15 protein-coding genes are annotated in these 12,981 nt (G+C 48.1%); 9 read left to right on the forward strand and 6 right to left on the reverse strand.

Annotated features, from left to right (window positions below):
• Positions 1-10: 10 nt before the first annotated feature.
• The 4 genes from OXN25_11690 to OXN25_11705 are packed head-to-tail and all read right to left on the reverse strand — an operon-like array spanning position 11 to position 1,820.
• Positions 11-901 (reverse strand): DUF58 domain-containing protein, encoded by an 891-nt coding sequence (locus OXN25_11690; protein MDE0425523.1) that lies wholly within the window; start codon positions 899-901, stop codon positions 11-13.
• Between the two features lie 17 nt (positions 902-918).
• Complete coding sequence (locus OXN25_11695; GenBank protein ID MDE0425524.1) at positions 919-1,146, reverse strand: type II toxin-antitoxin system MqsA family antitoxin; 228 nt, start codon at positions 1,144-1,146, stop codon at positions 919-921.
• 21 nt (positions 1,147-1,167) lie between these two features.
• Positions 1,168-1,575: a putative toxin-antitoxin system toxin component, PIN family gene (locus OXN25_11700; protein ID MDE0425525.1), complete on the reverse strand. Its 408-nt coding sequence runs from the start codon at positions 1,573-1,575 to the stop codon at positions 1,168-1,170.
• Positions 1,563-1,820 carry a hypothetical protein gene (locus OXN25_11705; protein MDE0425526.1) on the reverse strand — a complete coding sequence of 86 codons (258 nt, stop codon included), beginning with the start codon at positions 1,818-1,820 and terminating at the stop codon, positions 1,563-1,565. Before OXN25_11705 ends, OXN25_11700 begins: the two co-directional genes overlap by 13 nt.
• Positions 1,821-1,975: 155 nt before the next feature.
• On the opposite strand from OXN25_11705, the gene OXN25_11710 reads away from it, so the two are divergent.
• The 3 genes from OXN25_11710 to OXN25_11720 all read left to right on the forward strand — a co-directional run bounded on the left by OXN25_11710 (position 1,976) and on the right by OXN25_11720 (position 3,211).
• The gene (locus tag OXN25_11710) at positions 1,976-2,329 is read left to right on the forward strand and encodes a VOC family protein (GenBank protein MDE0425527.1); all 354 of its coding nucleotides are present in this window, start codon (positions 1,976-1,978) and stop codon (positions 2,327-2,329) included.
• A gap of 20 nt (positions 2,330-2,349) precedes the next feature.
• Positions 2,350-2,712: a VOC family protein gene (locus tag OXN25_11715; protein ID MDE0425528.1), complete on the forward strand. Its 363-nt coding sequence runs from the start codon at positions 2,350-2,352 to the stop codon at positions 2,710-2,712.
• A gap of 139 nt (positions 2,713-2,851) precedes the next feature.
• Positions 2,852-3,211 (forward strand): VOC family protein, encoded by a 360-nt coding sequence (locus OXN25_11720; GenBank protein ID MDE0425529.1) that lies wholly within the window; start codon positions 2,852-2,854, stop codon positions 3,209-3,211.
• Positions 3,212-3,326: 115 nt separating this feature from the next.
• On the opposite strand, the gene metH is transcribed toward OXN25_11720, so the two are convergent.
• A complete protein-coding gene (gene metH, locus OXN25_11725) occupies positions 3,327-7,001 on the reverse strand; it encodes a methionine synthase (GenBank protein MDE0425530.1) in 3,675 nt (1,224 codons plus the stop codon).
• A 130-nt stretch (positions 7,002-7,131) separates the two neighbouring features.
• Between metH and OXN25_11730 the strand changes: the two genes are divergently transcribed.
• Complete coding sequence (locus OXN25_11730) at positions 7,132-7,512, forward strand: hypothetical protein (GenBank protein MDE0425531.1); 381 nt, start codon at positions 7,132-7,134, stop codon at positions 7,510-7,512.
• A 234-nt stretch (positions 7,513-7,746) separates the two neighbouring features.
• Here OXN25_11730 and OXN25_11735 read toward each other — a convergent pair whose 3' ends face one another.
• The gene (locus OXN25_11735) at positions 7,747-8,649 is read right to left on the reverse strand and encodes an IS982 family transposase (protein ID MDE0425532.1); all 903 of its coding nucleotides are present in this window, start codon (positions 8,647-8,649) and stop codon (positions 7,747-7,749) included.
• An 89-nt stretch (positions 8,650-8,738) separates the two neighbouring features.
• Here OXN25_11735 and OXN25_11740 point away from each other — a divergent pair, with 89 nt between their 5' ends.
• The 5 genes from OXN25_11740 (at position 8,739) to recA (ending at position 12,878) form a co-directional block, all read left to right on the forward strand.
• On the forward strand, positions 8,739-9,389 hold the full coding sequence (locus tag OXN25_11740) for a cadherin domain-containing protein (protein MDE0425533.1): 651 nt from the start codon (positions 8,739-8,741) through the stop codon (positions 9,387-9,389).
• A 480-nt stretch (positions 9,390-9,869) separates the two neighbouring features.
• A complete protein-coding gene (locus OXN25_11745; protein MDE0425534.1) occupies positions 9,870-10,532 on the forward strand; it encodes an outer membrane lipoprotein carrier protein LolA in 663 nt (220 codons plus the stop codon).
• 45 nt (positions 10,533-10,577) lie between these two features.
• Complete coding sequence (gene pgsA, locus OXN25_11750; protein ID MDE0425535.1) at positions 10,578-11,198, forward strand: CDP-diacylglycerol--glycerol-3-phosphate 3-phosphatidyltransferase; 621 nt, start codon at positions 10,578-10,580, stop codon at positions 11,196-11,198.
• Between the two features lie 2 nt (positions 11,199-11,200).
• On the forward strand, positions 11,201-11,779 hold the full coding sequence (gene thpR, locus OXN25_11755) for an RNA 2',3'-cyclic phosphodiesterase (protein MDE0425536.1): 579 nt from the start codon (positions 11,201-11,203) through the stop codon (positions 11,777-11,779).
• Between the two features lie 61 nt (positions 11,780-11,840).
• On the forward strand, positions 11,841-12,878 hold the full coding sequence (gene recA / locus OXN25_11760) for a recombinase RecA (GenBank protein MDE0425537.1): 1,038 nt from the start codon (positions 11,841-11,843) through the stop codon (positions 12,876-12,878).
• Positions 12,879-12,981: the final 103 nt, after the last annotated feature.

Here is a 12,981-nt window from a genome sequence, read left to right on the forward strand (position 1 = left end):
GGGATGTTGTCTATTTTCGGCGGGAGAGGTACTCCGAAAGGGCATAGTCAAACGGTGTTGTGGTATCCATCTGAACGTAGTCAATCTGGCTTGCGCCGCAACCACGGCGGTAGCTTTGGATAAACTCGTTCAGTTTCTCAAGATAATCTGCTCTCAACGTGTCGGCTTGCGTTGAGAGGGTCTGTCCTGTTTCCATGTCCCGAAAGACGACGGAACCAGTATAAGGGAAGGTCCGTTCGGCAGGATCGAGGAGATGGAAAACAATTACCTCATGTTTCTGATGGCGGAGATGTTTCAGGGCAGAGATAACTTGTGAGGGTTCATCAAGCAGATCGGAGATAACGATGACTAATCCGCGTCTCACAATCCGTTTAGCAAGTTCGTGGAACAGGCTACTCAACTGAGTTTCTTGACCCGGAGTCGCATTTTCCAAGGCAGTCATAATCGCTCTTAAATGCGTCGCGGCACCTCTGGGTGGAATGTATTGTGTAATATCCGTGTCGAAGAGTGCCAATCCGACGGAATCCCGTTGCTTCAGCATAAGGTAAGTAAGCGTTGCTGCGAGGTAACAACCGTATTCAAACTTTGTTAACCCTTCTTCTGCATGCTTGTAATCCATCGACGCGCTCTTATCGAGAAGGATGTATGCGCGCAGGTTCGTCTCCTCTTCAAACTTTTTGACGTAATACCGATCCGACTTCCCATAAACCTTCCAATCAATATACCGGATTTCATCACCCGGCATATATTGCCGATGTTCGGCGAATTCGACGCTGAACCCTTGATATGGACTTTTGTGCAAACCCGTGACGAACCCCTCAACGACGAGCCTCGCAACAAGTTCCATGCCGCCAATCCGAGAGAGTGCAACTGGGTCTAAATATTTGTGAGATGTTTGCATGTTTTCCTTTTGCCGAGTTACTCGAAAACGGCAACTGACACGAGGCGTTTTGGCGCAACAGTCTGACGCGCCTGCTTAATACGTTCGATTTCGCGTAGGGTCTGTGCCGTCAGATAGCCCTCGCCACAATTCGGACAGTGAATAATAGGGACATCTTCGATAACAAGGAGTGACTCACCTTTCCCGTAACTCCGGGAAATATAACGCTGACGCGCACCCTCTTTTCCACATATATCGCATTTTATTGTTTGATACATTTCTGACTTTTATTGGAACTCGGTAAGAAAGTCCGCTGGCTTTACAATAAGGATCCCTTGATAATTTCCAAGTGGTAACAAATGCTTCTGGTCACCAGTAATAATATGGGTAGCTCCTCCGACAACAGCACATTCTACTATCATGTCATCATCAGGATCCGTTGTAACTCCCTTGAGGAGATTGGGAATCTCGACTACGTGCAAGCAATCAAGGAGTTCAGTCACCATTTCCGAGACCTCGGAGAGAGAAAAACCGAGTTTGGTTGTTAACTTATCCTCAAATTCATCAAGAATTTCGTCGCAGGTTAGCCCTTCAACTTTACCTTGCTGTGCTAACTCAATGCAGTTATAAGGGATACCACCCCAAACCATACCCGATATCAGAACATTTGTATCATAAACGACTACCGGTTGCATTCACGGTCCTCGTGAACAATATCGTCAATAAAATACAGACGTTCTTCGTCTGTCATCGCGTCCCAATCCAACCCGCGTTCGGTGCACAATTGTCGAACCTTTGATTCAGCATATTCCATCCGTTCTGCGCGACCGGCGCGTGCTTCTTTTGCGAGCACCTTGAGTACCGTTAATTTTTCCTCCGGCGGCATCTGTCGGAGAAAATCAATAACCTGTTCGGTTGTTAATTCAAGTGTCAAATTCATGCTAAGCACCTCCTAAGTCATGGAGTTCAATTATAACAAAGATTTTTCTGAATAGCAACCTAAATGCGAAAAGCTTGAAAATTAATTTGCATTCTTACCCCTAATTTTATGTATAATTTCATAAACTCTTAGCAAGGAGAAAGGAATAAATTCCAATGGGAAGTCCAGTTGTACATTTTGAAATTGGTGGAGAAAATGTTGAAGAGCTAATTGATTTTTACACTTCAGTGTTTGAATGGAGTATTTTTCCGCTCAATGACCAATTACACATTGCGGATCCGGGGTCAGATAAAGGGATACAAGGACATCTGTTCCAAACAACCGAAGAAACGGGTGCTGCAAATCTCGTTATCATTTACGTTCAGGTTGATGACATACACGCAGCCCTAAAGCATGTGGAGAGTCTTGGTGGTAAGATTCTGATAGAACCGCAAGCAATTCCAGGGAATGCAAGTTTTTTTGCTATCTTCCAAGATCCGAGTGGCAATCGTATCGGTTTATTACAATAGTAAGCACGGAGTGAATTCTAATGGGAAATCCAGTCGTACATTTTGAAATATCAGGCAGGGACGGTGAGGCGTTAAGCAGGTTCTACAGCTCCCTGTTTGGTTGGAATATTAGTTATAACACACACGGCATTTATAGCGTAGACCCAGAAGCGGAGAACGGCGTGGACGGACACATATTTTCGTCAACCGATGATATGTGTTCTGATAACGGTGTCACCATTTATATTCAGGTGGATGATCTCCATGCCGCGCTTGAGAAGGCAGAGAGTTGTGGAGGGCAGACACTTGTGCCGCCCCGTCCGATTCCGAGTGGCATGGGTTCGTTCGCACTGCTCCTCGATCCGAGCGGCAACTGCATCGGTTTGTATCAGCCTAAGGTGTAATTGTTGATAACGCTATGCTTACTCTGGCAATGTTCGCCGTTCCCGTCTCAAATGGAAAAATTAATTTGCATTCTGACAATAGATAATGTATAATTACTTAATATAAAATAATTCTATGTAAAGAAAGGATAAAATCCTAATGGGAAATCCAGTTGTACATTTTGAAATAGCTGGTAAAAATGGTGAATCGTTAAGTGAATTCTATTGTTCACTTTTTGATTGGAATTCTAACGGTAATGTTAATGGCGTTTATGACTTGGATCCAGCATCGGAGAATAAGGTATGTGGACACGTACTGCCGACAACCGACGATATGCCGTCTAACTATGTCACGATTTATGTGCAGGTTGACGACCTTCAGGCATCGCTTGAAAAGGCAGAAAGCCTCGGCGGCAAAACCTGTATGTCTCCCCAGGTTATTCCAGGGGGCATGGGTGCCTTCGCTATGTTTCTTGATCCAAGTGGTAACTGTGTTGGGTTGTACACCCCCAGCGATTGATTGTTAAAGACGTGCGTTCATTCTAATATGAAGCGCAGCTTTAACGTCAGGCTAACAAAAAACAAGGCGGTGAAACTCGGTTCACCGCCTTGTTTCTTGGGTTGTAGGGAAAATTTTATGTCAGCAGTGGTTTCAGCCAACGTCTCGCCGTTTCCATATCCATTCCGGTGCGTCCTGCGTAATCTGCAACCTGATCTTCGCCGATTCTCCCAATGCTGAAATACCGCGATTCTGGATGCGAATAGTACCACCCACTCACAGATGCCGCCGGAAACATCGCCAAACTCTCAGTGAGAGAAATGCTGGTGTTTTCGGAAACCTTCAACACATCGAACAACACCCGTTTTTGATTGTGGTCAGGACAGGCAGGGTATCCCGGTGCCGGACGAATCCCACGGTATTTTTCGGCAATCAAGGCTTCGTTATCTAATGCCTCATCGTCCGCGTATCCCCAAAGCGTTGTGCGCACGTGTTGATGCATCCGCTCGGCGAAAGCCTCTGCCAGTCGGTCTGCCAACGCCTTTGCCATAATGCTGTTATAATCGTCATGCTTCCGCTCAAACTCAGCACACAGTTCGGGAACACCGACACCCGTTGTCACAGCAAATGCCCCGATATAGTCCTGAAGCTTTGTGGCTTTAGGCGCAATGAAATCACCGAGGCTGAGGTTCGGTCTCGTGAAGGGTTGCTCCGTCTGTTGACGGAGATGGTGCAAAGTGGCAAGCACCCCCGTCCGTGTGTCGTCCGCGTAAATTGCAGTATCTTCCCCGACACCATTGGCGGGAAAAATTCCGACAACGGCACGTGCCTGAAATCTTTTCTCTGCGACGATAGTCCGAAGCAGCGTTTCGGCATCTGTAAGAAGCTTACGCGCCTCCTCACCGACTTCTGGATTCTCCAATATATTTGGATACTTACCACGCAATCCCCAAGTCGTAAAAAATGGACTCCAGTCGATATAGTCAATAAGCTCTGATAACGAATAATCGTCAAAGACCTGAGTCCCTATCAAATTCGGTGTAGGTGGTTGATAATTTCGCCAGTCGGGTGTGAATTTCCGCTGTTGTGCAACGTCAAACGATAGCAAGTTTACCTGTTTCCGATTTTTCGCACGACGTTCCCGAATATCTGCGTATTCTTCACGCGTCTGCTGCGTGAATGCCTGCTGTTTTTCGGTGCTCATCAAATCACTGACAACACCGACGCTTCGGGACGCGTCTTTGACGTGAATCGTTGAACCGTTGTAGGCAGGTTCAATCTGAACGGCGGTATGTATTTTTGAGGTCGTCGCACCACCGATAAGGAGTGGGATCTGAAAGCCTTCGCGTTCCATCTCTTCAGCCACAGTTACCATTTCATCTAACGAGGGTGTGATGAGCCCACTCAAGCCGATAATATCAGCGTTTTCTTTCCGTGCCGTTTCCAGAATTTCTTCGGCAGGCACCATCACGCCGAGATCAATGATTTCATAGTTGTTGCACCCGAGTACGACACCGACGATGTTTTTTCCAATATCGTGCACATCGCCTTTCACCGTTGCCATCACAATTTTGCCTCTTGATTGGACACCGCCTTCCGCCTGTTCCTTTTCAATGTATGGGACGAGGTGTGCGACCGCCTTTTTCATGACCCGCGCACTTTTGACGACTTGGGGTAGAAACATCTTGCCGTCTCCGAAGAGATCCCCAACGCGGTTCATGCCGTCCATCAAGGGGCCTTCGATAACCTGTATGGGACGTTCATAATTTTGACGTGCTTCCTCTGTATCGGCTTCAATGTATTCAAGGATCCCTTCGACGAGCGCGTGGCGAAGTCGCTCCTCAACCGGCAATTTTCGCCATTCTCGACGCACGCGCCGCTTTTTCCCTTTCCCTTGCAGCGTGTTCGCGAGATTAACGAGTCGATCCGTCGCATCTTCTCGACGATTGAACAAGACATCCTCTACTGCCTCAAGAAGTGGCTTTGGCAGATCGTCATAGACGGCGAGTTGTCCGGCGTTGACGATTCCCATATCCATCCCCGCATTGATAGCGTGGTAGAGAAACGCTGCATGCATCGCTTCTCTGACGGGGTCATTGCCCCGGAAAGCGAATGAAATATTGCTTACACCGCCACTCACCAAAGCGTCTGGACAAGTGGCTTTGATTTTTTCGCACGCCTGAATAAAAGCCTTCGCGTATGCGTTATGCTCTTCAATACCTGTTGCAACAGCAAAAATATTAGGATCGAAGATAATGTCCTCTGGCGGAAACCCGACCTCTTCCGTCAAAAGTCGGTAGGCTCTACGACAAATCTCGACCTTCCGTTCGTAGGTGTCGGCTTGCCCTTCTTCGTCAAACGCCATGACGATAACCGCTGCACCGTATCGACGGATCTGCCGCGCCTTTGCTAAGAAATCTTCTTCCCCCTCTTTCAAACTAATTGAGTTGACGACTCCCTTTCCCTGAACACACGCCAGCCCTGCCTCTATAACCTCCCATCGGCTCGAATCCAGCATGATCGGCACCCGACTAATGTCCGGCTCCGCTGCAATGAGGTTGAGAAACTTAACCATTGCTGCTTCGGCATCTAACATGCCTGCATCCATGTTAATGTCGATGAGTTGCGCACCGTTCTCTACTTGATCTCGGGCGACCTCTAAGGCGGTCTCATAATCCTCATTTTTTATCAGCGTTGCAAATCGTCGAGATCCTGTTACGTTTGTCCGTTCACCAACGTTGACAAAGAGAGAATCTGTGGTGATGTTGAACGCTTCTAAGCCGCTGAGTCGGCACGCGCGCGCTTGTAATTGAGGGGTTCGCGGTGGGTATTCAGCAGCGACCTTCGCAATCGTTTCGATGTGTTCAGGTTGGCTGCCACAACAACCGCCGACGATATTGACAAACCCGTTTCCAGCGAACTCGTGCATCCAATTTCCCATTTCTTCAGGGGTCTGTGTATACTGACCGAGTTCGTTGGGGAGTCCAGCATTTGGGTAACAGATAACGGGGATGTCAGCCATTTTCGCCATCTCAGCAAGGTATGGACGGATCTGCTGGGCACCAAAGCCACAGTTCAACCCGACAGCAAGCAGATTGGCGTGCCGAACGGAGTTCCAGAAGGCTTCGACTGTTTGTCCAGAGAGGTTTCTACCGCCGCCACCGCTTCTGTCGGAGGAGACAATGAGCGGGATGTCGATATTTCGTGCTTCGGCGAGGGTTTGTATCGCGAAGAGCGCGGCTTTACAGTTAAGTGTATCCATAACCGTCTCGACGAGGAGGAGATCCACACCGCCGTCGATTAAACCCTCTGCTTGGGTGGTATAGGCAGAAACGAGTTCGGAGAAGGTAATATTCCGATACCCTGGGTCGTTCACATTTGGAGAAATCGAGCAGCTCCGATTCGTGGGTCCCATGCTGCCAGCAACGAAGCGTGGTTTGTCTGGCGATGTCCATTTATCTGCTACTTCGCGGGCGATGCGTGCCGCTTCGTAGTTTACCTGATACGCGACATCCTGAAGCTGGTAGTCCGCCATTGATACAGATGTACTTGTGAAGGTATTTGTTTCGATGATGTCCGCACCCGCACTACAGTAGCTGGCATGTATTTCCCGCACGATGTGGGGTTGCGTTATGGAAAGCAGATCGTTGTAGCCTTTGAGTTCACAACGGTGGTCAGCAAATTGGTCGCCACGAAAATCTTCTTCCGTGAGTCGATAGGTCTGTAGCAACGACCCCATCGCACCGTCAAGGATTAGAATCCGTTTCTTCAGTTCATTTTTAAGATATGTTATACGTTCAGAATCTGCCATAGATATATTATGTCCTCTTGATGATAGATACACACATCCGCGTTCTTTAAACCGCGGGCGTTCGCCAATCCGTCGTGCAGTATAGTATACTATATGAGAGACCGCTTTGTCTATTTTAAAGTAGAGCCACATGCAAAACCGAAACCAGAAACTTCAGGATTCACCACATTCCCATAAATACGCTGTTCATTTCGATATTCTCCCAGAGATTTCCTATCTCAATGCGGAATTGGTGCTTTTAATCGCCGACTTCCTACCCACTTTCCGTGGTTTTCCAGAAAATGTCCAGATTGCCGAAAAATGGGTGGACGAAGGCCTCGATTTTTGTCGGGTCATCTTCTGGGTATCTGCGGAGTCTCCAGATGCCATCAAGTCTTTTGCGAACTGGTTTCAGGCAATATTCCGAGAGGCAGCCATTGCCGAAGTGTTGGAACGTCTTGTCGCCTGTGCTTTAGACGAACCCCACGATATTGAAGTTATCCTGTCAGACTGGACGCGATTAGCCAATTAAACCAACTTATACCATTTCTACTTGTATATCTCTTCTGTAGCATAACCTGTTAGGTTGTGCCTCGCCGTTAACAAATCCGCGTCTGTATCAGCCCCTTGAGACCCCGCAAAGGTATTTTCAAACAAAATTAACGACTTGTGCTAATTAGATTTTTCGAGATTTCAGTTTATGGGAGGACGAGGTCTTTGAGTTGCATCAAAGGGCGTCCGAAACACTTATTGAGGAAAACACCAATCAGACAGGCACCGATCTTATGGAAACCCATGCGGGTTTGAAGTCCCAATGCGTTCGCGCACGCACGCGAGAAACCCCGAACTGCTCTGTGAGTTGACTCATCGTCGTCTCAATGCGTCTCCGCATTTTGACGTGGCATTTGCTAAAGTCTTCTGGATACTGCTGCTTCTGATTCCGGCGCAGCGTCGCCAGCAAACAGGTATTTTCAGTTTCAAGCAACTCTTGCTGAAGTGCCTTAGAGACATAACCTTTATCCCCGAGAACGATGGGGTACCCACGGTTTTCAGCCATCACGCGCAGGACTTCTCGGTCGTCTATATGTGCAGAAGCGATGGCGAAGTCAACAGGCACGCCGTCCCGGGTGGTTATCAGATGTCCCCGAAATCCAAAGAACGTTCCGAGACTTTTCGTGGCAGCATGTCCATAAGTGGCAAGTGTTCCCGAACCGTCTGCCCACTTCAGGTCGGACTTTGACGCTGTGGCACGTTTCACATCGCAGATGGGCATCGGAAAAGAATCCACGATAAAGACATCCGACTTGGGTAAGACCTGCGTCAAAGTCCGACGGATGACTTCAGAGGCACCCCAGAGATTGCGTCTCCCCCTATTGAAACGCGAGCGTTCAGGTAAACACGGGAAAACCGTGCGGAGTTGAGATTTCAAACGTCGATACCCCGAACTTTCACGCGCTGCTCCGATGGATTCCAAGAGCCACCCGATGGCGAGGATGTCGCTGTCGGGGCAGTCGGGGTTGCGACCGGGTCTATGATCCTCGGCATCTCGAAAATGCGTCTCATAAAGGAGTTTCATGACCTGCCGCACCACGCCTGCGACGGCTATGAGCGTGCAGGGCACATTTTTCAGTTGCAACGCATAGGCTTCTAAAGTAGACTGTAACTCCATCCTTATGTTTCCTTTTCTTAGCTGAACTTATAGGATAACATAAGCATGGACCTATTCAACCTTAATTCTATTTAGCACAAGTCGTAGATATTAATAACAACCCGCCTGTCTTCACGGACGGTGATACCACAACGCGTTCTGTCGCAGAGAACACGGCAGCAGGTCAAAACATTGGGGCTGCGGTCGGCGCGACGGATGCGGATAACCACACACTCACCTATAGTTTGGGTGGCACGGATGCGGCTTCGTTTGATATTGTCAGCACATCGGGGCAACTCCAAACAAAAGCAGCACTTGACTATGAAACCAAAACATCCTATACAGTAACGGTGACCGCCTATGATGGCAATAATGGCGGAGACAGAATTACCGTTACGATTGATGTTACGGATGTTGTTGAGAATGTCCAGGCTGCGCCATCGGTTGAAGCGTCTGCTTTAGTGCCTGCGAAGACCGCCCTACTCACTAACTTCCCGAACCCGTTCAACCCGGAGACGTGGATACCGTATCATCTCGCCAAACCGGCAGAAGTTACGCTAACGATCTACGACATACGGGGCGTTGTGGTGCGGGAACTGCAGTTAGGGCATCAAGCTGCGGGTTTCTATCAGAGCCGTTCTCAGGCGATCTATTGGGATGGCAGAAACGGTATGGGTGAGAAGGTTGCGAGTGGCCTCTATTTCTACACACTCAAAGCCGGCGATTTCATCGCAACACGCAGGCTGTTGATACGGAAATAGCCGTCACAAATTACCCTACAACAATAAATTGCCCTACTACAAGCGAGATAGTTTGTAGTAGGGCAATTCATTGCCCGTCCGTGTCGAAACATGCGCTAACGCCCTTCATCTATCAGGTTCATGATTTTTGTAGGGGCAGCCCTTGTGGCTGCCCTCCTTCCTTGTGGCTGCCCTCCTTCCTTGTGGCTTTTCCTTGTGTATGCCCTTTTCCTTGTGTATGCCCTCCGTGACTCCCCCCTCTCAGGAACACTGCCAAAAACTTTACACACCCCCACCATAATTTACCAATTGACATCCAAACATAAATTGTGTTATACTATTGCATGAAATTGGTTTTCCAAAACACAATTGGGTAGAACAGAAAAGGGTAATGAAATGATCCGTCGCACAACACCTCCGGTAGGTGCGGTTTCCCAACCGCATCGATGCAGAGCTTTACGGAAGTTTTCAGGTTTTGAAACTTGGCTGTTAGCAGTTATAATGCTTTTAGTCCTGTTTGCGGGTCGCGCATATCCGCAAACTGTTGACGAAATCTTTCATAATTTCAAAACTGCTTATGAGAAGTCCGAAAATTTCAGCGCAAACTTTGAAGAGACCACGCTGTTTGCTGATAAGAAGAGCGTTGCCCGTGGGCGGTTTATATTTGGGAAACCGAATCTGCTCCGCAAGGAATACGTCGACCGGAACGATGCCGCAAAAGTCGTGCAGCTCACCGTCTTGGACGGGGAATACGGCTGGACGTATACACCCTTACTCAACCAAGTCAATAAAATGAAATGGAACAACCCCGAACGGCGGGAGTTACTTCCCGGAATTGGCGCATCGCTTGAAGATGTTCAAAAAAACTATGATATGGCACTTATCCCTGACGAATTTGCGAACCCCAAAGGGGTCCATCAAATTGAGTTGCAGCCGAAACGCCACATGGTAAGTACCAACGCCACGGAGACCCTACAAATATGGGTGCAATCTCAGGACTGGCTACCCGTGCAATTTGGCTATAAGACCGAGTTTGAAGACGGCACCCGTCAGAGCGTCATCGTTACGCTCACGCAGATTGAAAGGGATAAAAAACTCGCACCCGATCTTTTCAAATTTGTGGTGCCTGAAGATGCTGAGGTAATTGATCTTTCCGAAAATTAGAGACTCTCTAATCATGAGGGTGTTTCTAACGTTTCGCAATATATTATGAATTTCAGTACCCTTTTACGTTTAGCAAATCTCCTGACGCTTTTACGGTTGTTCCTGATACCTCCCTTCATATTCTGCTTTCAGGCGGATATGATGGCGCCCGCGCTCATCATCTTTCTGCTTGCAGCGCTCACAGACAATCTTGATGGCAGGATCGCACGAAGACAGGGCGAAACCAGCTTCGGGAAATTTATGGACCCCCTCGCAGATAAATTGTTAATTGGCACCGCTTTAGTCTGTCTCGCACTCTTTAAACACCTTGAGGGTGGACTCATCCCGATGTGGATGGTTATTGTCATCATGGGGCGCGAAATCCTCGTTACAGTTTTGCGAGTCGTTTTTATCGCAAAATATGGGCAAGTTGTTTCGGCGAGTCAATGGGGAAAATATAAGATGACTTCGCAATTAGTTGTCATCGGGATCGGCTTGGGATTGCTCGCATTCCAGGATGCCTTGAATGCTGCATTTATTCTACAAAACCGCGGTCCTATCTATTTTATGATGCTTGTGCCGTTGATTCTCACGGTGGCATCCGGTCTGGAGTTTCTCGTCAACAACCGCAAATTTTTATCCGCGCTCATTCACCTAACAAGTTACGATCCAGAAGCAGGTGCGTGATAATGACAACCAAAAGCGATGCCATTCGCTGTTTTGTAGCAATTGAGATACCGCAACCGATACAAGCGTTGCTGAAAAACGTACAGACACGCCTCCAGTCAGAGGTTCGTAGGGCTTCATGGACAAAACCTGGAAACTTCCACCTCACCTTAAAGTTCTTGGGGGATGTTCCTTCTGAAACGATTGATAGTGTGCGTAAAGTAATTCAGAATGTGGCGGATAGGCAGACACCTGTTCCAATTGAATTCGGTGGGGTTGGAGCATTTCCAAATCTGCATCGCCCGCGTGTGCTTTGGGTAGGTGTAAAACAAGGAGCCTCAATTGTGTCGCGGCTGGCGAAGACTGTAAATCTGGAGTTAAAGCATCTCGGTTTTCCGATAGACAATCGCTTTCATCCACACCTTACACTTGCACGCCTCAGAACGCCTGTGAACTTGGAACCAGTAAAAAACACGCTTTGTCAATATGATACAATCAATAGGGCAGTCGTGAACATGGAGGGCATCACACTCATGCGGAGCCAACTTCACCCGAATGGGGCGGTCTATACACCTTTGAATGTATGTCCCTTTCCTGCGTAATCCAAGAATATAAAAGCAACCGTTTTTGGCAGTAAATGCCATGAAGGAGAACCCTTAAAACATGCAAGATGAACAAAAACAGAAAGCCATCGACCAAGCGATCTCACAAGTAGAACGTGAATTCGGCAAAGGTGCCATCATGCGCTTCGCTGACGATGAAATTGTGCCTGCTGAAGCGATTCCAACCGGCGCACTTTCTCTTGACCTCGCGCTCGGTATCGGCGGTGTGCCTCGCGGCAGAATCATTGAAATTTTCGGGCATGAAGGCACCGGAAAAACCACATTGGCACTTCACATTGTGGCTGAGGCGCAAAAATTAGGCGGTACTGCCGTCTTCATTGATGTTGAACACGCACTTGACACGACCTATGCGCGGAGCATTGGGGTCAACATGGAAAACCTGTTGATTGCGCAACCCGATGCAGGTGAACAGGCGTTAGAGATCGTCGAAACGCTCATCCGTAGTGGTGCTATTGATGTCGTCGTCGTTGACTCTGTGGCCGCCTTGACACCTCAAGCCGAAATTGAGGGTGAGATGAGTGACGCACACGTCGGCTTGCTCCCGCGTTTGATGTCTAAGGCACTCCGTAAATTGTCTGGGGTCACCAATAAATCTCGAACGTGTGTTATCTTTACCAACCAGATTCGACAAAAAATTGGAATCATGTTCGGTAATCCAGACACCACCCCCGGTGGACTCGCCCTCAAGTTCCATGCCTCCGTCCGCTTAGAACTCCGCCGCGGGAGTCAAATCAAGGATGGCACCGAAATCCTTGGGAGTAGTGTCCGCGTCAAAGTCGCAAAAAATAAAGTCGCGCCCCCTTTCAAGGAAACGGAATATGACGTTACCTTCGGAAAAGGCATCTCTAAAGAGGGAAATCTTTTAGATATTGCTGTTGATAAGGAATTTGTTCAGAAGAGCGGATCCTGGTTTTCCTACAACGGCGAGCGAATCGGTCAAGGGAGAACTAACGCTAAAAAGTACTTTGAAGATAACCCCGACATTGCGGCGGACATTGAAGCGAAGATACGGGAAGCGCTGAGTCTTGCCCCCGAATCAACTGCAGGTGCGATCCCTGAAGATGAAGAGGCAGAATAACGTCTGACCTTCTTAATCACCAGGGTCGTTTATGGTAAACCTGAAAAATAAATAGGTAGTGTTTACATTGTGTAAGTTATTGACATTTTTGTTAGGTTTTGGT

It is taken from the genome of Candidatus Poribacteria bacterium, from assembly GCA_028820845.1.
Lineage (GTDB): Bacteria > Poribacteria > WGA-4E > WGA-4E > WGA-3G > WGA-3G.

What these genes read in the sequence shown, in the direction of transcription:
- OXN25_11710 (MDE0425527.1), top strand. Translation starts at nt 1,976, where the DNA reads ATGGGAAGTCCAGTTGTACATTTTGAAATTGGTGGAGAAAATGTTGAA.
- OXN25_11730 (MDE0425531.1), top strand. Translation starts at nt 7,132, where the DNA reads ATGCAAAACCGAAACCAGAAACTTCAGGATTCACCACATTCCCATAAA.
- thpR (MDE0425536.1), top strand. Translation starts at nt 11,201, where the DNA reads ATGACAACCAAAAGCGATGCCATTCGCTGTTTTGTAGCAATTGAGATA.
- OXN25_11720 (MDE0425529.1), top strand. Translation starts at nt 2,852, where the DNA reads ATGGGAAATCCAGTTGTACATTTTGAAATAGCTGGTAAAAATGGTGAA.
- OXN25_11705 (MDE0425526.1), bottom strand. Translation starts at nt 1,820, where the DNA reads ATGAATTTGACACTTGAATTAACAACCGAACAGGTTATTGATTTTCTC.
- OXN25_11715 (MDE0425528.1), top strand. Translation starts at nt 2,350, where the DNA reads ATGGGAAATCCAGTCGTACATTTTGAAATATCAGGCAGGGACGGTGAG.
- OXN25_11700 (MDE0425525.1), bottom strand. Translation starts at nt 1,575, where the DNA reads ATGCAACCGGTAGTCGTTTATGATACAAATGTTCTGATATCGGGTATG.
- metH (MDE0425530.1), bottom strand. Translation starts at nt 7,001, where the DNA reads ATGGCAGATTCTGAACGTATAACATATCTTAAAAATGAACTGAAGAAA.
- pgsA (MDE0425535.1), top strand. Translation starts at nt 10,578, where the DNA reads ATGAATTTCAGTACCCTTTTACGTTTAGCAAATCTCCTGACGCTTTTA.
- OXN25_11735 (MDE0425532.1), bottom strand. Translation starts at nt 8,649, where the DNA reads ATGGAGTTACAGTCTACTTTAGAAGCCTATGCGTTGCAACTGAAAAAT.
- recA (MDE0425537.1), top strand. Translation starts at nt 11,841, where the DNA reads ATGCAAGATGAACAAAAACAGAAAGCCATCGACCAAGCGATCTCACAA.
- OXN25_11745 (MDE0425534.1), top strand. Translation starts at nt 9,870, where the DNA reads ATGCTTTTAGTCCTGTTTGCGGGTCGCGCATATCCGCAAACTGTTGAC.
- OXN25_11690 (MDE0425523.1), bottom strand. Translation starts at nt 901, where the DNA reads ATGCAAACATCTCACAAATATTTAGACCCAGTTGCACTCTCTCGGATT.